Origin of the sequence: Microbulbifer guangxiensis (genome assembly GCF_021729075.1) — a bacterium.
GTDB classification, from domain to species: domain Bacteria; phylum Pseudomonadota; class Gammaproteobacteria; order Pseudomonadales; family Cellvibrionaceae; genus Microbulbifer; species Microbulbifer guangxiensis.
Genome location: NZ_JAJSAQ010000002.1, coordinates 93,655 through 114,712, shown reverse-complemented (window position 1 = coordinate 114,712; position 21,058 = coordinate 93,655). Strand labels below are relative to the sequence as shown.

The following is a 21,058-nucleotide window of genomic DNA, read 5'->3' as shown; positions in this document are numbered from 1 at the left end:
AAATCCCCTTTTCCCCATGCGCTCCCGTTTCACGGTTTCCCTGGTATTTTTGTCCGCAGAACCCCTCCCGCAGGGAATAATGTGCCGATGTTTTCGGCCGAATCGCCCCAGGACCCCGCGTCATCTCCTCCCTATGCTATAAACGGCGTCACTTGTATCCGATTCCGATAAAGACAACGAGGGAACCGATGAAGAAACTTGCACTGGCGATTGCAGCCACGGTGGTTTTTGCCGGTTGTGACGGCGGCGAAAGCAGCAAACAGACCGCGCAAGAGACCAATGCTGCGGCCCAATCCCAATTAGGCAGTGAGGCGGTCCAGGCAAGCAGTGATGCTGCCCAGGGTGCCCAGAACGGCGGCGAGCTGAGCGTCGCGGATGCCACGGCCTTCCTCGAAGAGGCCCAGTCTCGCCTGGCCGAGATGTCGGAAGAGTTGAGCCATGCCAGCTGGCTGGCATCCACCTACATCAATACCGATTCCCAGTACGTGGAGTCCCTTGCCTCCGAGCGCTTCACCTCCCTGGCCGTGGAGCTGGCCAATGAGGCGGCCAGGTTCGACGACCTGCAGCTGGATGATGAGACCCGCCGTCAGCTGACCATGCTGAAGCAGGCGCTGGTCCTGCCGGCCCCGAAGGATCCGAAACTGACTGCTGAGCTGGCCCAGATCCAGTCCAAGCTGCAGGGCATGTACGGCGCCGGCAAATATTGCACCGAAGCGGGCGGCGAGGAGAAATGTTACAGCCTGACCGAGATGGGTCGCCTGATGGCCGAGAGTCGCGACCCGGAGCAGTTGAAGGAGCTTTGGGTGGGCTGGCGCAAGGTCTCGCCGCCGATGAAGCCGCTCTACAAGCGTCAGGTGGAAATCGCCAATGCCGGTGCGCAGGAGCTCGGTTATGACAATCTCAGCGTCATGTGGCGTTCCAAGTACGACATGGGCGCCGATGAGTTTGCCGCGGACATGGACAACCAGTGGAACAAGGTGAAGCCGCTGTATGAGGCATTGCACTGCCATGTGCGGGCCAAGCTCAACGAGCGCTATGGGGATGACGTGGTGCCGCCCAACGGCAAGATCCCGGCGCACCTGCTCGGCAACATGTGGGCCCAGGAGTGGGGCAATATTTATGACGTGGTCAAAGATGAGGGGATGGAAGCGCCCTACGACCTCGATGCCCTGATCCAGGACTCCGGCATGAGCGAGAAGGACATGGTCAAGGTGGGTGAGCGGTTCTTCACCTCCCTCGGTTTCAAGCCGCTGCCGGAAACTTTCTGGGAGCGCTCCCAGTTCACCAAGCCCCGCGATCGTGACGTGGTCTGTCATGCGAGTGCCTGGAACATGGATGGTCAGGACGATATCCGCATCAAGATGTGCATCCAGAAGACCGCCGATGATTTCATCACCGTGCATCACGAGCTGGGCCACAACTTCTACCAGCGTATCTACAAGGACCAGCCGTTCCTCTATCGTGAAGGTGCCAACGATGGCTTCCACGAGGCAGTGGGCGATGTCATCGCGCTTTCCATTACACCGAAATACCTGAAGGAAATCGGTCTGATGGATGAGGTGCCGGGCAGTGAGAAGGATATCGGCTTCCTGATGCGACAGGCACTGGACAAGATCGCCTTCCTGCCGTTTGGTCTGCTGGTCGACAAATGGCGCTGGCAGGTATTCGATGGTGAGGTACAGCCGGGCGACTACAACAAGGCCTGGTGGCAGCTGCGCGAGGATTACCAGGGCATCCAGGCGCCGGTTGAGCGCAGTGAGGCAAATTTCGATCCGGGTGCGAAATACCATATTCCGGGCAATACGCCTTACGCCCGCTACTTCCTGGCCCGCATCCAGCAGTTCCAGTTCCACCGCGCCCTGTGTGAAGCGGCAGGTGAAGAGGGGCCGCTGCACCGCTGCTCTATCTATAACAACGAAGCAGCCGGTGAGAAATTGCGCAACATGCTGGCCATGGGCGCCAGCAAGCCGTGGCCGGACGCCATGCAGGCCATCACCGGCCAGCGCGAGCTGGATGCGTCAGCCATCATCGACTACTTCCAGCCCCTGATGGGCTACCTGGAAGAACAAAACAAAGACCGCCAGTGCGGCTGGGAGTAACTGCGCGTGTGGCGAGCATTGCTCGCCGCGCAGTTACTCGACTGGCCATGGATGGCCGGGCCGGACCCGGATCAAACTCTCCGGGGTCGCGCCATGGATGGCGGGGCAATGACTAACTATGGCACCGTCGAGAGCATGCTCGCCGCGTGATTATTCACCCGGCCAGGGCAGGTTTTTGCTCCATGCAAAACCTGCATTTCCGCCATCCCTGGCGGTCAGATGCCGGGCCGGACCCGGATCAAACACTCCGGGGTCGCGCCATGGATGGCGGGGCAATGACTAACTATGGCACCGTCGAGAGCATGCTCGCCGCGCCGCTATCCTCAAGGAAAAAGATCGCCCGGCCAGGGCAGGTTTTTGCTCCCTGCAAAACCTGCATTTCCGCCATACCTGGCGGTCAGAAGCCGGGCCGGAATTAGCCCCATGGATGGCTACTAGCGATGACCTTTCCCGCGCGTTTGGCGAGCATTGTTTACGAAAAAACTCCGGCGATGGTTTCTTGCCGCTCATTGGAGTGGAGCGCTTTGGTCTGGTGCAGTGGCGGTCCTGATGTCGAGTGTCCCCTTCGGGACACGAGCTAGGCGCCCCCCCCGTGAATACATCCCTGTAGGCTTGTCTGCGAGGTCCCTCTCGCAGACAGTCCCGCAAGGGGATACTCGCCACCAGGCCCTTCTCGTTGCAGTCAGGCGTATTGCGGTGATGCAAAAATTAGACAAAGCAAAAAGGCCGGACAGCGAAAGCTGCCCGGCCTTTTTATTGCTAACCCGAGGGGTTTTAATCAGAAGGTGTAGTTCACCGAAGCACCGAACAGCCAGGCTTCGATATTAGTGCTTTCGCCATCAAAGAAGGTGGGCAGGGGCACCGTGGTGAAATCCTGGATGGTTTCGTCGTCACCCCACAGGTAGGCAAAGCCACCATCCACGCTGAGGTGCTCGTCAAACTTGTAGGTACCACCAAAGGTGATCCACTGACGGTCGGTATCCGGGATGGCGAGGTTGCGCCAGGTTACCGGGAAGCCTCCGTTCTCTTCGGTCTCAAACCTGTTCAGGCCGTCACGCGCTGCGCCCTCATCATAGGCGTAGCCAATACGCCAGGTGACCTCTTCACAGGGATAGTATTCACCGGCAATGCTGTAGCGCATGCCACTTTCGAAGTTCTCTTCGCGCAGTACCAGCGGATTGAATGGCTCGTCCTCGATGTCCAGGCGGGCGCCCGGGAAGAAGCCCTCCAGGCGCTCGAAGTCATCCCAGTCGGTCCACATCAGGCCGGCTGCGATACCCCATTCATCGCTGAAGCGGTGGTAAAAGCCCAGCTCCAGTGTGTCAGGCAGGTCCAGAGGGACTGTGACGCTGGCATTGTCAAACGGGGGGAACGCGGGCTGCAGAACCGGAGGCAGTGCCACGGTCGGCAGGATGTCGGAGCTGACATCACCTTCGAGATCGAGCTCGATCTCTGCGTGGTACGAAATTCCGAGGCGGGTGCGGTCGTCGATGTGCCAGAGTGCGCCCAAAGTCCAGGAAACATCCCAGTCGTCAGCATCATCCGCATCGAGAATCGATAAATTGGATACGTCCGGGTTCAATGGGAAGTTGCCAGGCACCTTGGTGTTGAGCGTGGCGTCTGCGTAAACAAAGTTAACTGCCAGACCAACGCTGAACTGGTCGTTGAAATCATAGGCTACCGACGGCGCGATATTCAGTGTCAGCAATTCAGTCTGATCATTGACGTGGGTCAGTAGCCAGTCCGGATCGAAGTCCGTCTCGAGGCCATAGGTGGTATACATGGCCAGGCCCAGAGACCAGCATGGGTCCAGGGGCACTGCCAGGTAGGCATTGGGGACGAAGGCGTCACTGGCATAATCATTCGCGGTGTCGAAAAAGGTCGCGCTGGAGGGGCCTGCCGGCGTGTCGAAGAAAAAGGTGATGTCACCTGCGGCATCGATTTCCGGGTTGATGTAGGTCAGGCCGCCAGAGAGGCTGATGCTGTCGAACAATGCCGAGCCGGCCGGGTTGCGCGCCAAGATTGCAGCGTTGTCACCGATGGTATTTTCTGCGGCGAAGGCCCGGCCGAGACCGGAGGTGCTGGATTCCTGGAGGAAGAAACCGGCGGCCATGGAACCGCTGGAAACGGTGCTGATTGCCACGGCAAGCGCCGCGCGGCGCAGTAAATTCTTTTTCATGAGGTCCCACTCTGTATTGCTGATGACTGACTGCCCGGTCGCGACCGGATGGCAGCGGGCCGGGCAGGAAAGCTTTTTTACAAAGCTCTCAATTCTCGCAATGTATTCCTTGGTACAAAAAAAATACTAGCAGCACGACACTGTCGCGGATGCGTACCTGAGGAAAGCGGCGACTTTATAAAGAAACAGCCACCGTAAATCCATCCGGTGGCATGGTTTTTTCAGCTTTTTGGCGGGAATTTTGAAGTGTTTCAGGGAGTGTCGATGTTTTTTCCGTCGATGATCAATTCGGTCAAAGAGATCTGATAGGTTTCGCCATCTTCCTCCTGCTCCAGTTTTACCAGCGCATAGTCCCAGGCCGGGGCAAACCAGATATTGGTTTCCCGGTCGTCGTCTTCTTCCCTGACCCGCTGTACCTTGATGGCTTTCACGGCACCGAGAGGGGTCTTGAGGGTTTCCTCCCCGGCAATCCTGAAGCGGTACTCGCGCAGTTTCTTGCCGTCTGTGACGACGTACTCGAGATCTTCTTTTCCTGCGGCAACATCCAGCGCCAGCTGCAGTTGATAACTGATCTTGTCCTGTATTTTTTCAGGGGCATTTTCCAGCGTGCGTTTTGCATTGGTGAGATTGACGACACGCTTTTCGGCAGGCTCGAAATTGAGGGACGTATGCCGGTCTCGCCCCAGTCCGGTGCGGCGATATTCATAGTGCATCGGTGAGAGCTGGCCATCCCGGTTCAGGAAGCGGGAATACTCGTTGATGTCGGCAAAGAAGGAGTCTGCCTGAAAATCCAGGCGCCAGTTACCGGCTTTGCCTGACAGAGAGCGGGTGGCCGTGACTTCCAGCGCGCCGTAGCGGGCCTCGTAGACGGCCTGGAATGGCTTGAGTTCTGTTGCGCTGGCCAGCGGCGCCACCAGTAATGCGGCAAAAATCGAGACCAGTGTGGCAAGTCGATGAAATGGCACTTTGACCTCCAGTTGTCCGGGCCCGGGATACTGTAGCATCCGGCGGCCGCTCCTGTTGAGGTCTCGGGTACGCCGGTGCCAAAGCTTGTAGAAACTCTGACACCGGCGTGGAAGTTTAGTGCGATTACGTTCTGCGGCTGTCGATGCGGTGGCCGGAAGGGGGGAGGGGGTGGCCGTCCAGCTCAGCCCTGTCGGTACTCATGCGCAGCCGGCCCTCGGCGAACCACTGCACCGCCAGGGGGTAAATGAGGTGTTCCTGCATCTGGACCCGCTGTGCGAGTGTGTCTGCGGTGTCACCATCTTCCACGGGCACAATGGCCTGGACGATAGGCGGGCCGCCATCCAGTTCTTCGGTGACAAAATGCACCGTGGCACCGTGCTCCCGGTCGCCGGCTTCAAGGGCCCGCCGGTGAGTGTGCAGGCCCTGGTACTTTGGCAGCAGTGATGGGTGGATGTTGAGCAGCCGGCCACTGTAATGGCGCACGAAGCCCGGTGTCAGGATGCGCATGAAACCGGCAAGCACCACCAGATCAGGGGCGTACCGATCGATGGCCTCGATCAGCGCGGTATCGAACCCTTCCCGATCCAGGTAGTCGCGGTGGTTGACCACCGCGGTCTCGATGCCCCCGTCGCTGGCGCGCGTCAGTCCATAGGCTTCCGGCTTGTTACTGATGACGGCACAGACTTGGTAGGGGCACTCCGCGTCGGCTGCGCTATCAATGATGGCCTGCAGGTTGGTGCCGCTGCCCGAGATCAAGACCACCACGCGGCAGCGGTCGTTCCCAGTGCTCTCTGACATCAGAGCCCCGCCAGTTCCACGGCCTCTTCACCATCGCCTGCAGACTCGATGCTGCCGATGATAAAGGCTTCCTCGCCCAACTGGCGCAGGGTTTCCAGCGCCTTGTCTGCCTGGGCTTCGGGCACACAGATCACCATGCCAACGCCGCAGTTGAAGGTGCGGTACATTTCGCGACCATCGATATTGCCGGCCTGCTGCAGCCAGCGGAAAGCCGGCGGCAGCTCCCAGCTACTGACATCAATCTTCGCCTTGGCGCCCTCGGGAAGAACCCGTGGCAGGTTCTCCAGCAGGCCGCCGCCGGTGATGTGGCTGAGCGCATTGACCTGGACGGACTTCATCAGTTCGAGCAGGTTCTTCACATAAATACGGGTCGGCGCCATCAGCGCTTCGGCCAGGGTCTTGCCGCCCATGTCCTGCTGCAGGTCTGCACCGCTGATCTCCAGCACCTTGCGGATCAGGGAGTAACCGTTGGAGTGGGGGCCGCTGGAAGCGAGGCCGATCAGCTTGTCGCCGGTCTTGACCTTGCTGCCGTCGATGATTTCGGATTTTTCCACCACGCCGACACAGAAGCCGGCCAGGTCGTAGTCGTCACCCTCGTACATGCCGGGCATCTCGGCGGTCTCTCCGCCCACAAGGGCACAGCCTGCCAGCTCACAGCCGCGGCCGATACCGGTCACCACCTGGGCAGCCACATCCACATTCAGCTTGCCAGTGGCGTAATAATCGAGGAAGAACAGGGGCTCGGCACCAGCGACGACCAGGTCGTTGACACACATTGCGACCAGGTCGATACCGATGGTGTCGTGAACCCCAAGGTCCATGGCGAGGCGCAGCTTGGTGCCGACACCGTCGGTACCCGATACCAGTACCGGCTCGCGGTAGCCGGAAGGCAGCTCGCAGAGGGCGCCAAACCCACCCAGTCCGCCCATGACTTCGGGGCGCTGGGTGCGCTTGGCCACGTGCTTGATGCGGTCGACCAACGCATTGCCCGCGTCGATGTCGACACCTGCATCTTTATAACTGAGGGACTGGGGTTTGGAATCGCTCATGATTCTTCCTGCAAATGGGGGGATTCGAGAGGGCGCGTATTCTAGCCCGGAGTCGCCCGCGTAGCCACGCCCTGTGCCGATCTGCCGTCTGTCGGACGGGATTTGTCTCCCTGAGCCCCGAGGATGGGCCGTCGACGCGGCTGGTGTGCCATTGTGCGAACTCGGGGCTGGGAGAAAAAGCCGACACTGATACAATAGCCGCTCGGAGGCAGGCTGAGGTCCTGCTCCGCGGCCAATCTCCCGCCCCAGACCACTGTCGGGCGGATTGGCCCGTCAAGAAACACGATGTTGGGAGAGATCCGATGCACAAGCTGCTCCGGCACGGACTGGCGGCTCATTTGATAGCGCTGTTGCTGTGCGCCCTGGTGATGCCTGCCCAGGCGCGGGTGGTGGCGGACCTGTACGAGGTGGTTGAGGCCGTGCCCAGCCGTGGCGCTACGGACCGCGCAGATGCGGCGCGCCGGGGCCTGGAGCGGGTGTTCGTGCGCGTTACTGGGGATGCCGCCATCGGCAGTGACCCGCAGTTGCGCGCCGAACTGCAGCGGGCACAGCGCTTTCTGCAGAGCTATCGCTACGAAGTAGAGGAAAACCAGCTCTATCTGCACCTGTCCTACGACCCCCAGGCGGTGTCTGAGCGGGTCCACGCCCTGAAGTTGCCGCTGTGGCCGAACAATCGCCCGGGCACTCTGGTCTGGCTGGCGGCAGACACCCTGCAGGGCGGGCGCGCGGCACTGGGTGAGCAGGATTCGCCGGAGCTCTTTGCGGCACTGGAGGCCATGGCCATCGACCGCGGCCTGCCGGTGGACTTCCCGGCCATGGATGCCGTTGATCGCAGTGCCATGCCGCTGGGCAACCTCTGGGCCCAGGACGAGCGCGCGGCGGAGCGGGCCGGTGTGCGTTACCGGCCGGATGCCACCCTGATGGGGCGTGCACTGGAACTGTCCACGGACCGCTGGCAGGCCAACTGGCTGCTGATTCACGGCGGTCGGGCCCATGCGTTTGATGCCACTGGTAACTCCCTCGAGGAAGTTGCGCAGCAGGGCATCGATGGGGCCGCGAACATGCTGGCCCAGCGCTATGCGGTGCACACCAATGGCGAAACCGGCCCGCAGAATGCGCTGGTGCTGGAGCTTTCCGGTATCAACGAGTTCGCCGATTACACCGGTGCCATCGCCTACCTGCAGGGGCTGGCCCAGGTTCGCGGTGCCGAACTGCTGGCGGCCGATAACGACCGGTTGCGCTTTTCCGTGACCCCGACCGTGAGTCTGGATCGCCTGCGCGATGCTCTGGCCCTGAACCGCCGGCTGAGTGCCGGGGCGGAAGAGGACCCGATCGATCTCACTGGTTACCGGGCGCCGATCGGCAGTGCGGAGAATCCCCTGCGCTATCGCTGGCACTGAGATGAGCAACAAGCAAGGCGCGCCGCAGCAGCTGCCGTTGGGGGTTTCCCTGCGCGACGATGCCACCTTCGATAATTTTTACCTCTCCGGAGAGGACACCAACCGCCAGGTGGTCGTGGCGCTGCAGGCTTTCGCTTCCGGCCACTCACCCGAGCAGGTGCTCTATCTCTGGGGGGAGCCGGGTAGTGGCGTCAGCCATCTGCTGCAGTCCGCCTGCCAGGCTGCAGAGGAGGCAGCCCGGAGCTTCCAGTACCTGCCTCTGTCAGAGCTGATGGCCATGGATCCCGCCGTGATGCTGGATGGTCTCGAGCAGCTGGAGCTGGTGTGTATCGATGACCTGCACCTTGTGGAGGGGCAGCCGGCGTGGCAGGAGGCGTTGTTCCACCTCTACAACCGGGTGCGGGACGGCGGCGGCCAGTTGCTGCTGGGGGCGCGCAAGTCGCCGCGGGGGCTCGAACTGACGCTCGCAGACCTCCATTCCCGCCTGCAGTGGGGGCTCACCTTCCAGTTACAGCCGCTGTCGGACAGCGACAAGCTGGCGGCTCTGCGCCAGCGCAGCCGCCTGCGTGGCTTTGACCTGCCGGAGGATGTGGCCCAGTACATCCTGCACCGGGCGCCGCGCGATACCCGGGCGCTGTTCCAGTGCCTGGAAACCCTCGACCGGGCCTCACTGATGGCCAAGCGCAAGATCACCATTCCCTTTGTCAAAGAGGTGCTCGGTATCTGAGTGCCGACCGGCCCGGGGCCTTTCAGAGGCGCAGTATCTGTCGGTACTGCGCCACCTTCACCCGGAACGGGGTGTGATCATTGAGGTGCAGCCGCATGCAATCGGCGGCATCGGGCTCCCCGTGGACCAGCTGGATTCTCGTACCCTTCTCGAGCCGCGACTGCAGCAGCCATTGGGTCAGGTCCTCGAAGTCCCCGTGGGCAGAGAGCCCGTCCAGCATCTCCACCTGCGCCTTGCAGGGCACATATTCCCCGTGGATTTTCACCGAGTCCGCCCCGGCGACCATCCGGGCTCCGCGCGTGCCCCCTGCCTGAAAACCGACAAACAGCACTGTCGTGCGATGGTTGGGCAGCAACCGCTTCATGTGATGGAGTATCCGGCCCCCGGTGGCCATGCCGCTGCCAGCGATGATGATGTGGGGGTAGGTGATCTGTTCCAGTGCTTTCGATTCCTCGACGTCCCGGGTGTAAGTGACCAGCCGGCCCATTTCCCGGCATTGTGACTCAGTGAGTCGGTGGAGTTCTGGATAGCGCTGGTAAATATGCGATGCGTCGATCGCCATGGGACTATCGAGAAAAACCGGCAGCTTGGGAATTTCACCGGCCTTCATGGCGGATACCAGCATATGCTGGAGCATCTGGGCGCGGCCCACCGCAAAGCTCGGGATCAGCAGTACCCCGCCCCGTGACACGGCTTCGTTGACGACCCGGTTGAGTTCGCCACAGACATCCAGGTCCGGGTGACGGCGGTCACCGTAGGTGGATTCGAGCATCAACAGGTCGAGAGGGGGCAGTGGCTCGGGGGGATACATCACGATATCGTCCGGCCGGCCCACGTCGCCAGAGAATCCAACCTGTTTACCATCGGCTTTCAGGATGGCGCTGCCGGCGCCGAGGATATGGCCGGCCCCCTGCAGGTGGAAGGTGATATCCCCGACCTGGGCTTCCTCGCCAAATTCGATGGGCTGGAACAGCTCCAGGCTGCGTTCCGCGGTTTCGCCGTCATACAGAGGTTCGGGGTGGGCGTGCTTGCTGAGGCGGTGACGGGCGTAGAAGCGGGCGTCTTCCTCCTGTATATGCCCGGCGTCTGGCAGCAGGATGGAACAGAGGTCGCGGGTCGCCGGGTGACAGAAGACCGGCCCCCTGTAGCCCAGTTTGTACAACCGCGGGATGTAGCCGGAATGATCCAGATGGGCGTGGGTCAGCAGGATGCCGTCAATGGTATTGATATCGAAATCCGGCGCTTGCCAGTTGCGCTCCCGCAGCCATTTGTAGCCCTGGTAGAGGCCGCAGTCCACCAGCAGGCGGGTGTCCTTGTGTTCGACCAGAAATTTGGAGCCGGTGACGGTTTCGGTGGCGCCCAGAAAAAGGATATTCATGATTTGGCTATTCCCTGCGATGTTTCGGCGAAGTTCTTCAGCAGCGCTTTGATGGCCGGGGCCAGGACGGGGCTCAGGTCCAGGGTGTTCCCGGATCCCGGGATACTATTGCTTGCCAGCAGATGCCGAATGCCGGCGTCTTTGAGTTTCCCCTGTGCCCCTTCGGCGTAAAGCCCGTGCACCGTCAGGCAGTCGATTCTGGAGAAGCCTGCAGCCTTCAGTTTCTCCACCGACTCCAGAATCGTGTGTCCGCTGGAGATCACATCGTCGAGCAGTACTGCGGTATACCCGGCAAAGTCGGCGAGTCCTTTAAAAGTAATTTCAACCGTTCGATCTCCCAGGCGTTGTTTCTCCCCTACCGCGATCGGGCTGCCCGTGTGCCCGGCTACCGTGCTGACCCACTGGCGGCTCTCCGCATCTGGTCCGACCAGAAGGCAGGGCTCGTCCCGTTTAGCAAGCCAGTCAGCGAGTACCGGAGCTGCACTGACTGCCGTAGCGGGGATGGAATAAACCTCATCCAGATGGTGAATGCGGTGCAGATGCGGGTCGACACAGACAAGCCAGTCGAAATAGGCGGAGATCAAGCGCGCAAAGCTGGGCGCGGTCACCGCCTCTCCCGGGTGGAAACGGCGGTCCTGGCGCATGTAGCACAGATAGGGGGCGATCAGGCCAACCTTGGCAGCCCCCATTTCCCGCAGTGTATCTGCCAGGAACAACAGGGCAGGTACTTCCGGGTCGGGATTGGTGAGGTTCGCGAGGACGATGCAGTGCCTTTGCTCAAGCGTGCCCATGACACGCAGGTAAGTCTCGCCGTCGGGGAAACGACGTCGCTCCAGCTCCATGGCTTCTGCCCCCAATGCCCCACAGAGTGGCGTTGAAAGGGGAAGGTCGGCCTCCATGGGTATCAGGAGTGGTTTCACGGTGTGACCCCGATATCGAACAGGTCGCGGTTCTGATGGTAGTAGTCCCGTGCGTAGGCCAGCTCTCCCGGTGTGTCGGCATAAAGTGTGGCCAGTGGCTGGCCGGGTATGACGCTGTCGCCGACTTTGACATGTAAACGCAGTCCGGCGAGGGGTGAGCTGGGGGCCCCTGCCAGTTTCGCCAGCTGAGCGAGTCGCCGGTTGTCCATGCCCAACAGCTTGCCGGTGCGCTGGGCCCGAAGGCGGCAGTGATGGGGTGCCTCTTGTAGCGTCTTGAGCCCCCCCTGGGCAGTACAGATTCTTTGAAACTGTTGCCACGCCTGTCCGGAGAGGAGTATTTCCCTGGCTCTGGGCAGGACGGCGTCCAGGGTTTCACCGGATGCCATTGACAGCATGTTTGCGGCCAGAAACAGGGAGCGCTCAGCGAGGTCTGGTGGCGCCTCGGGGCTGTTGCGGAGCACGGAGAGCACGTCGCGAGCCTCCTGGTTGGGGCCGATACCGTAGCCGATGGCTTGTGTGCCGTCGGTGATCACACACCGGAGTTGCAGGTTCATGGCTTTTGCAACCTGACGGAACAGGGCGGCCAGTTCGTTGGCTTCTTCCACGGAACGCAGTTTCGCGGTGGGGCCTACGGGCATATCGATCAGTATGTGGTTAGAGCCGGCAGCGACTTTCTTTGACAATACAGAGGCCACCAGCTGTCCGGGGCTGTCCAGATCCAGTGCCCGTTCGATGCGGATCAGCAGGTCATCGACAGGGCTCAGTCCTACTTCGCCGCCAGCAGCCAGGCAGGCGCCCGTTTGTTCCACCACATCCTGTAACTGCTTGAGAGACAGGTCGACCTCGGTGAGTTCCTCCATGGTGTCTGCCGTGCCCGCAGGTGAGGTAATTGCGCGGGAGGAAGTCTTCGGAATCATCAGCCCCGCGGCGCTGGCGATGGAGATGACAATTGGCGTTGTCCGGTTGCCGGGCAGGCCGCCGATGCAGTGTTTATCGAATATCCGTTCGGCTCCGGACCAGTGCAACTGGTTGCCGCTGCTCACCATGGCCCGGGTCAGGGCGGTGACTTCAGCAGAAGAGAGGTGGCCGGCAGCGCTGGCAGTCAGGAAACTGGCGATTTCGATATCCGAATACAAGCGTCGACTGATGTCGTGAACAATCGATTTGATTTCGAGTGGGTTCAGTTCATGGCCATAGATTTTTTTACGCAGGGCACTGAGGGAGCGCACCAGCGGCGCATGCCGGACATGAACCGGTTGTTCTTCAGTCAGCTGCAGGAACTCCCAGGCACTGTCGGAAAACCCAATGCTGCCTTCAGCCAGAAGCTCGTCGCTCACGATATTGAGTGTGGCAATGAGACTGTGCTCTTCTGCCTGTACCTGCAGACGGGTGTTGGCGCTGAAGCCCTCCGCGCGACAGATGGCACAGTCACTACGCATGAAGACAATGGGCTCTTCATGGGTGTCGACACCCATCAGGTGCGCAGTGAGCGGGGGGATATGTCGCATCGATCGCCTAAAAGCTACAGCGCTCCTTACATGAGGATGAAATACATGCCAGCCACGTGACCTTGATGCTTCGACAGCGCCATAATGAGAAGCTGTCGATACGCAACCAGTACCGGTTTGAGCGTAACATGATCAGCCGAATGTGCCTCAGGGATAGGAGTTTAAACAGCATATGCAGAACTTCCGCAAAATACTGTTTGTCAGCCACGGTACCGTTGATGAAAGCGACGGATTGATGCAGGCGCTGAGTGTGGCGCGGGTCAGCGGTGCCCCCCTGACGATTGTGGTTGTTTGCCCGGACCTGCCGGATGGGTTTACGGAGTACGAGGGCGCCTATACGGATGGACTGATTGCACGGGCCGGCCAGTCGCTGAAGAAGTCACGGGAACTGCTCAAGATCGATGAGGGGCAGGTGCCGGCGGAGATCGATGTGGATGCCGGCGATACGCCCGCAGAGCGCATCATCCAGCGGGTGCTGAAAGAAGACTTTGACCTGGTGGTAAAAAATGTCGAGGGGCGCAATCACCGCAAGGGCTTCAAGGCCATGGATATGGAGCTGCTGCGCAAGTGCCCCTGCCCGGTGTGGCTGAGCCGGCGGATCGAACACCCCCGTGAAGAGGTCCGGGTGGTTGTGGCGGTGGATCCCGAGCACGAGCAACCCAGTGCCTATGACCTCAGCATTCGTCTCCTGCGGTTGTCCAGGGCGTTGGCCGACAGTTGCAGTGGGACGCTGCACGTGGTGTCGTGCTGGGACTACGACGTGGACGAATATCTGCGCCACAACTATCCCATCAATATCTCCGATGAGGAGCTCGACCGGGCGCTGGAGAAGGCGGGTTCCAAACATCGGGGCAAGCTGGACGCGCTGATCCATGCCGCCGGCATCGAGGGCCCGATGGAAGTGCACCACGCCATTGCCCGTCCGGACTCGTTTATCCCGCTGCTGATCGAGGAAAAACAGCTGGATATCCTGGTGATGGGAACGGTGGGCCGCACTGGCATACCGGGTTTCATCATGGGCAATACAGCAGAAAATATACTTCAGCACATCAGCTGCTCACTGCTGGCACTGAAGCCCAGTGACTACAAGTCACCGGTGAAGGTGTAAGGGCTGGGATAGCTGGCGATAGTGCGCGGCTGTCCGGTATGCGGGGCTCGCGGCACAAAAAAAACGGGCCCCGATGGGGCCCGTTTTCTATGAGGTTGGAGTCCGATGCGACCGGACTCCCACGGCAGTGTACGGCAGCAATTACTGCTGGGCCTTCACTTCTGCAACCCACTCGTCGACCAGCTCCTCGAGCACGTCCAGCGGCACGGCGCCGTTGGCGAGGACCACATCGTGGAACGCGCGGATGTCGAACTGGTCGCCCAGTGCTTCCCGGGCATTCTCGCGCAGTTCGACAATCTTCAGCATGCCGATCTTGTAGGCCGTGGCCTGGCCGGGCATGACGATATAGCGCTCGATGGCCTTGACCTGGTCCCCCTTCGGGTTAGGAGTGTTTTCACCCAGGTAGTTGATCGCTTCCTCTCGAGTCCACTTTTTGCTGTGGATGCCGGTGTCGACCACCAGGCGTGCGGCGCGCCACAGCTCCATGGCCAGGCGACCAAAGTCGGAGTAGGGATCCTTGTACAGGCCGATTTCCTTCGGCACCAGCTCGGAGTAGAGGCCCCAGCCCTCGGTGTAGGCGGTATAGCCGCCAAACTTGCGGAACTTGGGAATACCTTCCAGCTCCTGGGCGATCGACAGCTGCATGTGGTGGCCCGGCACGCCCTCATGATAGGCCAGCGCCTCCATCTGGTAGGTGGGCATATCTTTGGTGTTGTACAGGTTGGCGTAATAGATGCCGGGGCGGGAGCCGTCCGGTGCAGGGCGCTGGTAGAACGCCTTGCCGGCGGATTTCTCGCGGAAGGGTTCTACGGCCTTCACGATCAGGTCGGCTTTCGGCTTGGTGATAAACAGCTCGTCCAGGCGCTCCTTCATATTGTCGATGATGGCCGTGGCTTCTTTCAGGTAGCGCTGCTTGCCCTCTTCGGTATTGGGATAGTAGAACTGATCGTCGGTGCGCATGAATTCGAAGAATTCCTGCAGGGAACCCTCGAAGCCCACCTGTTCCATGATCTCGCGCATCTCACCGTGAATACGCTCCACTTCCTCGAGACCCTTCTGGTGAATCTCGTCGGCGGTCATGTCGGTGGTGGTATAAACATTCAGGCGATGGGCGTAATAGTCGTCACCATCGGGAAATTTCCAGGCGCCGTCATCAGTACTGGCCTTTTTCTCCAGTTCGCCGAGGTAAGCGATCAGGTTTTCGTAGGCGGGTTTGACACTATCCAGCATGGCGGCCTTGGCTTTCTCCACCAGCGCCTGCTTCTGTTCATCGCTGATTTCCAGCTTGTCCACCTTGCCCTTGAAGTCCGCCAGCAACGTACTGTCCTTGCCATCGGTATAGGGCGCACCGGTAATCAGGTTCTTGCCGTCGCTGATGACATAGGGGAAGGCAAACTTCGGTGGGATGATGCCGGCTTCAGCCCGGTCTTTGAGGTTGGCAGTCAGTTGGTCGAAATGCGCCGGCAGGGCGTTCAATCGGGCGATATAGGCCTCGGCATCATCGACACTATCGATGCGGTGCTGGTTGATCAGCAATGACGCAACGCCGGTGTGCACGGCGTACATCTGGTTGACAGGGTAGGTATGCAAGCGCCACTTGAAACCTTCGATATCCTGCTCTTTGTTGCGGATGGCCAGCTTGAGGCTCAGTGCCGTGGCTTCGTCCAGCTGGCTCGCGTCGATTTTTTTCAGTTCTGCGAGTTGGCGCTGAACGATTTCATGGGTTTCCTTCTCGAACTCGGGCGAGAGGTTATTCCACTTGTCATAGTCTTCCTTCATGCCGAGGAAGGTCTTGAATTCCGGGGTCCGCTGCAGAAGCTCCTCGAAATGATCCTCGAACAGCTGGTTGGCCTTGGCCACCACCTCCGGGTTGACGGAGCTTTCTTCTGTGGATGCGGACTGGTCGGCGGTCACACTGCCCGTCGAGGCCTCTGCACTGATTTCGGTGTCCTGGCCCGGAGCCGGCTTTTCTTCGGCCCGGTCACAGCCTGTCATCACCAGCGCGCTTATGGCCGCGGCAATCAGGGTCTTGTTGAACTGCATGTTTGGCATTCCCGTCTGGTTGAAATCGTTATGGGTTGGGGAAGCACCACCGCGGAGGGCGGTGGCTCAAAAGCAAAAAGCGGGCATGGTGCCCGCTTTCAGATCTCAGGGATCAGGAGAAATTCTGGTTTACGAAGTCCCAGTTCACCAGCTTCCAGAACGCTTCCATGTACTTCGGACGTGCGTTGCGGTAGTCGATGTAATAGGCATGCTCCCAGACATCACAGGTCAGCAGCGGAGTCTGGTCGCTCTCGGTTACCGGAGTGCCGGCGTTGGAGGTGTTGACGATGGCCACTGAGCCGTCGCTCTTCTTGACCAGCCAGGTCCAGCCGGAGCCGAAGTTGTTGACGGCGCTGTTGGTAAACTCTTCCTTGAACTTCTCGAAAGAGCCGAACGCCTTGGTGATCGCTTCCGCCACTGCGCCAGTGGGTTCACCGCCGCCATTGGGGCTCAGACAGTTCCAGTAGAAGGTGTGGTTCCAGACCTGGGCCGCGTTGTTGAACACACCACCGGAAGAGGACTTGATCACTTCCTCCAGGGTCTTGTCGGCGTCAGCGGTGCCTTCCAGCAGGCCGTTCAGCTTGTCGACATAGGTCTTGTGGTGCTTGCCGTAATGGTACTCCAGGGTTTCCTTGGAGATGTGCGGTTCCAGGGCGTCCATCGCGTAGGGGAGTTCGGGAAGAACGTGAGCCATGCTGTATTCCTTCTTCTGTATGAATTGTCTGGATTTGTGAGTCTGGTCATTCTACACACCGGCTGTGGCAGAATTAACCCGGCGCACAAACTGCGCGCTTGCCCCCTCTATTTGGGGCAGATTTCCCAAAGGCAAGAGTAGGGGGGAATCTTATCGTCTGGGCGGTTACTTTTTCGTCAATTTTTGGTATAACTTGCCGCTGAATTCCACCAATCTACGCCTGCGGAGAAAGAATAGATTCCCGTGGCGTGACTAGCAGGTACGAGTCTGTATGCAACGCAAAGAGCCGACTATAGGTGGCGGTGCGCCGTCCATCGAGCCGCAACTGGACAACAAGCCCATTGGCGCCGCCCCGCAGCGCCCGGCCCCGGCACCGCTGGAGCCGGAGGAAAGCCGCGGTGGTGTCTCGATGGTCGGTGTGTTCGCCCTAATTCTGGCCCTCGCCGGCCTAGGTGCTTCCGGCTTCCTGTATAACCAGTGGCAGCTGAGCCGCGCAGCATTGTCCGATGCCGAGAACCGCATCGCCGAGCTGGAGAAGCGCTTTGAAATGTCCGACGAGGAGTCTACCGCTTCCGTTGAAGTGCTGAACGCCAGGGTCAAGGAGAATGCCTCCGAGATCCGCAAGTTGTGGGGTGTGTCCTACGACACCAATCGTAAGAGCATCGAGGCCAACAAGGCGGCGGCTGCCCAGGCCAAGAAAGAGGTTGCGGCCCTGGCCAGCAAGGTCAGTGGGCTGAGCTCCAGCGTGAACAAGATCGCCGCGGTGGAAAGCGCCCTGGCCGAACTGAAGAAAAGCAACACCTCCAGCCAGCGAGAGATGACCGATAAACTGGCCCGACTGGAGCGTCAGCTGTCTTCCGTGCGCAGCGACCTGACCGCCCGTGTTGGCGCGAACGAGGAAGCGGTACAGTCGATCGACGCCTATCGCCGCTCCGTCAACAAGGACCTGGTCCAGCTGCGGGATGCAGTGCGCTCCCTGCAGTCCGGCGGCAGCAACACGGCATCCTCCCTCTAAGGAGCCATTCAGGATCCTATCCGGGGCCGGGCGGTCACACCGCCCGGCTCTCATCCTCTCCCCACCCCTCCCTGCGCTGACTGCCCCAGGTTATCGGCCCGGCTGATCCGTCAGGGCACAGGCCCCAACTTGCCGCCGATTCGTGTAAAATCGCCCGCCTCGAGACGTTAACCGGAGCCGGCTATGACCACTATCCGCCAGGATGATCTGATCGACAGCGTCGCCGACGCGCTGCAATTCATTTCCTACTACCACCCGCAGGATTTCATCCAGGCCCTGAACAAGGCCTACGAGAAGGAAGCCAACCCGGCGGCGAAAGACGCCATGGCCCAGATCCTGATCAACTCGCGCATGTGCGCCCAGGGACATCGCCCGATCTGCCAGGACACGGGTATCGTGACCGTGAAGCTGAAAGTGGGCATGAATGTGCAGTGGGACGCGGACATGAGCGTGACCGATATGGTCAACGAGGGTGTGCGTCGCGCCTACAACAACCCGGACAACGTACTGCGGGCCTCCATCCTCGAGGACCCTGATGGTGCCCGCAAGAACACCGGTGACAACACCCCGGCGGTGATTCACTACGAGATCGTGCCCGGTGACACCGTCGATGTCTATGTGGCGGCCAAGGGCGGCGGCAGCGAGGCGAAGAGCAAATTCGCCATGCTGAACCCGTCTGACTCCGTGGTGGACTGGGTGCTGGAGATGGTGCCGAAGATGGGTGCAGGCTGGTGCCCGCCCGGCATGCTCGGCATCGGTATCGGTGGTACCGCCGAGAAAGCGATGCTGCTGGCGAAGGAGTCCCTGCTGGACCCCATCGATATTCAGGAGCTGCAGGAGCGTGGTGCTTCCAATCGCGCCGAAGAGCTGCGCCTGGAACTGTACGACAAGGTCAACAAGCTCGGTATCGGCGCCCAGGGCCTGGGCGGCCTGACCACCGTGCTGGACGTGAAGGTCAGGGATTACCCGACCCACGCCGCCAACAAGGCGGTGGCCATCATCCCCAACTGCGCCGCCACCCGTCACACCCACTTCACTCTCGACGGCAGCGGCGCAGCGCGCCAGACGCCGCCGAAGCTGGAAGACTGGCCGGAGATTACCCGCGAAGCCGGCGCCAACACCCGCCGTGTGAATCTGGATGAAGTGACCCGGGAAGACGTGCTCGGCTGGCAGCCCGGCGAGACCCTGCTGCTGAACGGCAAAATGCTGACCGGCCGTGATGCCGCCCACAAGAAGATGGTGGATATCCTGGCCAGGGGCGAGAAGCTGCCGGTGGACCTGCAGGGCCGCTTTATTTACTACGTGGGCCCGGTGGACCCGGTGCGCGAGGAGGTGGTTGGTCCGGCTGGCCCGACAACTGCAACCCGCATGGACAAGTTCACCCGCACCATGCTGGAAGAAACCGGCCTGCTGGGCATGATCGGCAAGGCCGAGCGCGGCCCTGCGGCAATCGATGCCATCCGCGATAACCAGGCGGTTTACCTGATGGCTGTCGGCGGTGCGGCTTACCTGGTGGCCCAGGCCATCAAGGACGCCAAAGTGGTTGCCTTCCCCGAGCTGGGAATGGAAGCCATCTATGAGTTCGATGTCCAGGATATGCCGGTCACGGTGGCCGTCGACAGCAAAGGCGAGTCGGTACACAACACCGGGCCACTGATCTGGAAGCACAAAATCGAGGAAGGCGAGGTGCAGGGCTGATTACCGCACAGGCCAGAGAATAAAAAACCGGGGCACCGCCCCGGTTTTTTTATGCTTGATGGAAGCCTTACGTAAGCAGTCTCGCACGGGGCCGAAAAAATGACGCGTGAATTTACCCGAATCTTTTCTTGCCGCTTGTTATTATTTTTCCAGCTCGTATAGTTCGCACCCAATTCAATTCCCCCTCAGACCACAGGAGGCTCAAATGTTCAGTCAATTTGATATTGCTGCCGTGCAGGGCCTCCCCGGTACTGCCCCCCGCTAGTCGCTCTGTCGATAGATTCCGGGGTGTTGTTCGGGCCCGGCCCGGCACTCCATAAAGCAATTTTCACAAAACTCTTTCATTTTCCTGGATGCAGGGAAATGAATCTCCAATTTTTCACGCGTCCTTCTGGGCACTGCGAGGCTTGCGGCTGCTCGTTGGAGGCGGAATCGACATAGGCGGCGGATAGCATCCGCGGTGAATGATGAACAGATACGAACTGGATCTGCTGGTGGAATGCCTGGGTAGCCACCGGCGAACGTTTTACTATTTTCGCGACAAGTTCTGCCTGGACCTGCTCGATCGGGAACTGGCAGGCCGGCCGTGTGAGTCAATACCGTTGCGTGTCCTTCGGCAGGGGCGCTGGGCTAAATTCCTGTCCCGGCCACTCTTGAAACCTGTACTTGCAGGCTGTGGTGATGGCCAGTTGCACCGGCACCAGTTGCCCTTGGCATGGCCACAAGACCCATTGGCCTTCAACTTGACGGTGGATCACTGGAGTCAGAAAAAAAGGTACTGGCAGCAGACGTCCCGTAAAGGTTCAAGCCTAGTATTACAGCTCAATTTTGATCGGCGTCATAACCGCGAGTATGAAAGGTTGGTTTCGCCATTCCCCGATGAGCCACGGTGGCGTAACTGTAGCAGCAAGGTATCGATTCGCGGTCGAAGCGCTCATCCTGTCAACCGGGATCGCGGCTACACCATGTCCTGGGCGCGACTCGACATCGACCTGGACCGGGGTGAGGTTCTGATCGAGGAATTGCAGACCGACTGGTTGCGTAACTGTCAGGCACTGGCAAGTGGGTTCCAGAGAGTGCTGGCTGACGGGAAAGGGCTCCAGCGCCTGCGCAAAGCATGGCCTCAGTTTCGTGGACACTATGACCAGTTTGTGGAATACGCCCGTGATTACCTGCGGCCGTATCGGCAGATCTGGTCAGAAGCCTCGCTGACAGCCGCGATCGAGTTTATCCGGAACGAGCTGGGTGAGATGGACATCTACTACCACTCATACGAGTCGGGAGCTGCGCTGAAGGGAATCAGGTACCGACTGCCGCCACGCTCACTGTACTCCCAGTTACCAGAAAAGTTCGGTTTTTGTCTCACCGAGGATGTGCCGGGTTTTCTGGGGGCGGACAAGTTCAGTCAGCGCTGTATGAAGGCGATGAAAGTTCCGGTCAAGTTTTATCGCCTGTAAATGATGCAGTCAGGAGGTG

At 60.2% G+C, this 21,058-nt stretch carries 16 protein-coding genes; 7 read left to right on the top strand and 9 right to left on the bottom strand.

The annotated features are described in order from the left end of the window. The first annotated feature begins 188 nt into the window (after positions 1–188). Positions 189–2,099, top strand: coding sequence for a M2 family metallopeptidase (locus LVD12_RS04690; protein WP_237066045.1), 1,911 nt, complete (start codon positions 189–191; stop codon positions 2,097–2,099). A gap of 778 nt (positions 2,100–2,877) precedes the next feature. On the opposite strand, the gene LVD12_RS04685 is transcribed toward LVD12_RS04690, so the two are convergent. The 4 genes from LVD12_RS04685 to purM form a co-directional block, all read right to left on the bottom strand. After that, positions 2,878–4,278 (bottom strand): OmpP1/FadL family transporter, encoded by a 1,401-nt coding sequence (locus LVD12_RS04685; protein WP_237066044.1) that lies wholly within the window; start codon positions 4,276–4,278, stop codon positions 2,878–2,880. Between the two features lie 251 nt (positions 4,279–4,529). After that, positions 4,530–5,243 (bottom strand): DUF3108 domain-containing protein, encoded by a 714-nt coding sequence (locus LVD12_RS04680; RefSeq protein ID WP_237066043.1) that lies wholly within the window; start codon positions 5,241–5,243, stop codon positions 4,530–4,532. Between the two features lie 124 nt (positions 5,244–5,367). Beyond that, positions 5,368–6,042, bottom strand: coding sequence for a phosphoribosylglycinamide formyltransferase (purN, locus tag LVD12_RS04675; RefSeq protein ID WP_237066042.1), 675 nt, complete (start codon positions 6,040–6,042; stop codon positions 5,368–5,370). Next, on the bottom strand, positions 6,042–7,091 hold the full coding sequence (gene purM, locus LVD12_RS04670; protein ID WP_237066041.1) for a phosphoribosylformylglycinamidine cyclo-ligase: 1,050 nt from the start codon (positions 7,089–7,091) through the stop codon (positions 6,042–6,044). The genes purN and purM overlap by 1 nt, the downstream gene beginning before the upstream one ends. Positions 7,092–7,393: 302 nt before the next feature. Here purM and LVD12_RS04665 point away from each other — a divergent pair, with 302 nt between their 5' ends. Beyond that, positions 7,394–8,491 carry a DUF2066 domain-containing protein gene (locus tag LVD12_RS04665; RefSeq protein WP_237066040.1) on the top strand — a complete coding sequence of 366 codons (1,098 nt, stop codon included), beginning with the start codon at positions 7,394–7,396 and terminating at the stop codon, positions 8,489–8,491. 1 nt (position 8,492) lies between these two features. Then, positions 8,493–9,218, top strand: a complete 726-nt coding sequence (gene hda, locus LVD12_RS04660) for a DnaA regulatory inactivator Hda (RefSeq protein ID WP_237066039.1) — start codon at positions 8,493–8,495, stop codon at positions 9,216–9,218. Between the two features lie 22 nt (positions 9,219–9,240). Here the strand turns inward: hda and LVD12_RS04655 are convergent, their stop codons facing one another. Genes LVD12_RS04655 through LVD12_RS04645 form a run of 3 tightly spaced genes read right to left on the bottom strand, consistent with a single transcriptional unit; the run spans position 9,241 to position 13,024 of the window. Continuing rightward, positions 9,241–10,596, bottom strand: a complete 1,356-nt coding sequence (locus tag LVD12_RS04655) for an MBL fold metallo-hydrolase RNA specificity domain-containing protein (RefSeq protein ID WP_237066037.1) — start codon at positions 10,594–10,596, stop codon at positions 9,241–9,243. Next, positions 10,593–11,516: a ribose-phosphate diphosphokinase gene (locus LVD12_RS04650; RefSeq protein ID WP_237066035.1), complete on the bottom strand. Its 924-nt coding sequence runs from the start codon at positions 11,514–11,516 to the stop codon at positions 10,593–10,595. The genes LVD12_RS04655 and LVD12_RS04650 overlap by 4 nt, the downstream gene beginning before the upstream one ends. Next, the gene (locus LVD12_RS04645; RefSeq protein WP_237066033.1) at positions 11,513–13,024 is read right to left on the bottom strand and encodes a thymidine phosphorylase family protein; all 1,512 of its coding nucleotides are present in this window, start codon (positions 13,022–13,024) and stop codon (positions 11,513–11,515) included. Before LVD12_RS04645 ends, LVD12_RS04650 begins: the two co-directional genes overlap by 4 nt. 172 nt (positions 13,025–13,196) lie before the next feature. Between LVD12_RS04645 and LVD12_RS04640 the strand changes: the two genes are divergently transcribed. Beyond that, complete coding sequence (locus tag LVD12_RS04640; RefSeq protein ID WP_237066032.1) at positions 13,197–14,132, top strand: universal stress protein; 936 nt, start codon at positions 13,197–13,199, stop codon at positions 14,130–14,132. A gap of 141 nt (positions 14,133–14,273) precedes the next feature. On the opposite strand, the gene LVD12_RS04635 is transcribed toward LVD12_RS04640, so the two are convergent. Beyond that, the gene (locus LVD12_RS04635; RefSeq protein ID WP_237066031.1) at positions 14,274–16,175 is read right to left on the bottom strand and encodes a DUF885 domain-containing protein; all 1,902 of its coding nucleotides are present in this window, start codon (positions 16,173–16,175) and stop codon (positions 14,274–14,276) included. Positions 16,176–16,287: 112 nt separating this feature from the next. Then, a complete protein-coding gene (gene sodB, locus LVD12_RS04630; protein WP_237066030.1) occupies positions 16,288–16,869 on the bottom strand; it encodes a superoxide dismutase [Fe] in 582 nt (193 codons plus the stop codon). A gap of 271 nt (positions 16,870–17,140) precedes the next feature. Here sodB and LVD12_RS04625 point away from each other — a divergent pair, with 271 nt between their 5' ends. From LVD12_RS04625 to LVD12_RS04615, 3 genes are all read left to right on the top strand, one after another. Then, a complete protein-coding gene (locus tag LVD12_RS04625) occupies positions 17,141–17,884 on the top strand; it encodes a hypothetical protein (RefSeq protein ID WP_237066029.1) in 744 nt (247 codons plus the stop codon). Between the two features lie 183 nt (positions 17,885–18,067). Beyond that, positions 18,068–19,582, top strand: a complete 1,515-nt coding sequence (locus tag LVD12_RS04620; protein ID WP_237066028.1) for a fumarate hydratase — start codon at positions 18,068–18,070, stop codon at positions 19,580–19,582. A gap of 467 nt (positions 19,583–20,049) precedes the next feature. Next, on the top strand, positions 20,050–21,039 hold the full coding sequence (locus LVD12_RS04615; protein ID WP_237066027.1) for a hypothetical protein: 990 nt from the start codon (positions 20,050–20,052) through the stop codon (positions 21,037–21,039). The last annotated feature ends 19 nt before the right edge of the window (positions 21,040–21,058 follow it).

What these genes read in the sequence shown, in the direction of transcription:
- LVD12_RS04615 (WP_237066027.1), top strand. Translation starts at nt 20,050, where the DNA reads ATGAACAGATACGAACTGGATCTGCTGGTGGAATGCCTGGGTAGCCAC.
- LVD12_RS04640 (WP_237066032.1), top strand. Translation starts at nt 13,197, where the DNA reads ATGCAGAACTTCCGCAAAATACTGTTTGTCAGCCACGGTACCGTTGAT.
- LVD12_RS04625 (WP_237066029.1), top strand. Translation starts at nt 17,141, where the DNA reads ATGCAACGCAAAGAGCCGACTATAGGTGGCGGTGCGCCGTCCATCGAG.
- LVD12_RS04635 (WP_237066031.1), bottom strand. Translation starts at nt 16,175, where the DNA reads ATGCAGTTCAACAAGACCCTGATTGCCGCGGCCATAAGCGCGCTGGTG.
- LVD12_RS04665 (WP_237066040.1), top strand. Translation starts at nt 7,394, where the DNA reads ATGCACAAGCTGCTCCGGCACGGACTGGCGGCTCATTTGATAGCGCTG.
- LVD12_RS04620 (WP_237066028.1), top strand. Translation starts at nt 18,068, where the DNA reads ATGACCACTATCCGCCAGGATGATCTGATCGACAGCGTCGCCGACGCG.
- LVD12_RS04645 (WP_237066033.1), bottom strand. Translation starts at nt 13,024, where the DNA reads ATGCGACATATCCCCCCGCTCACTGCGCACCTGATGGGTGTCGACACC.
- LVD12_RS04685 (WP_237066044.1), bottom strand. Translation starts at nt 4,278, where the DNA reads ATGAAAAAGAATTTACTGCGCCGCGCGGCGCTTGCCGTGGCAATCAGC.
- purN (WP_237066042.1), bottom strand. Translation starts at nt 6,042, where the DNA reads ATGTCAGAGAGCACTGGGAACGACCGCTGCCGCGTGGTGGTCTTGATC.
- LVD12_RS04655 (WP_237066037.1), bottom strand. Translation starts at nt 10,596, where the DNA reads ATGAATATCCTTTTTCTGGGCGCCACCGAAACCGTCACCGGCTCCAAA.
- purM (WP_237066041.1), bottom strand. Translation starts at nt 7,091, where the DNA reads ATGAGCGATTCCAAACCCCAGTCCCTCAGTTATAAAGATGCAGGTGTC.
- sodB (WP_237066030.1), bottom strand. Translation starts at nt 16,869, where the DNA reads ATGGCTCACGTTCTTCCCGAACTCCCCTACGCGATGGACGCCCTGGAA.
- LVD12_RS04690 (WP_237066045.1), top strand. Translation starts at nt 189, where the DNA reads ATGAAGAAACTTGCACTGGCGATTGCAGCCACGGTGGTTTTTGCCGGT.
- hda (WP_237066039.1), top strand. Translation starts at nt 8,493, where the DNA reads ATGAGCAACAAGCAAGGCGCGCCGCAGCAGCTGCCGTTGGGGGTTTCC.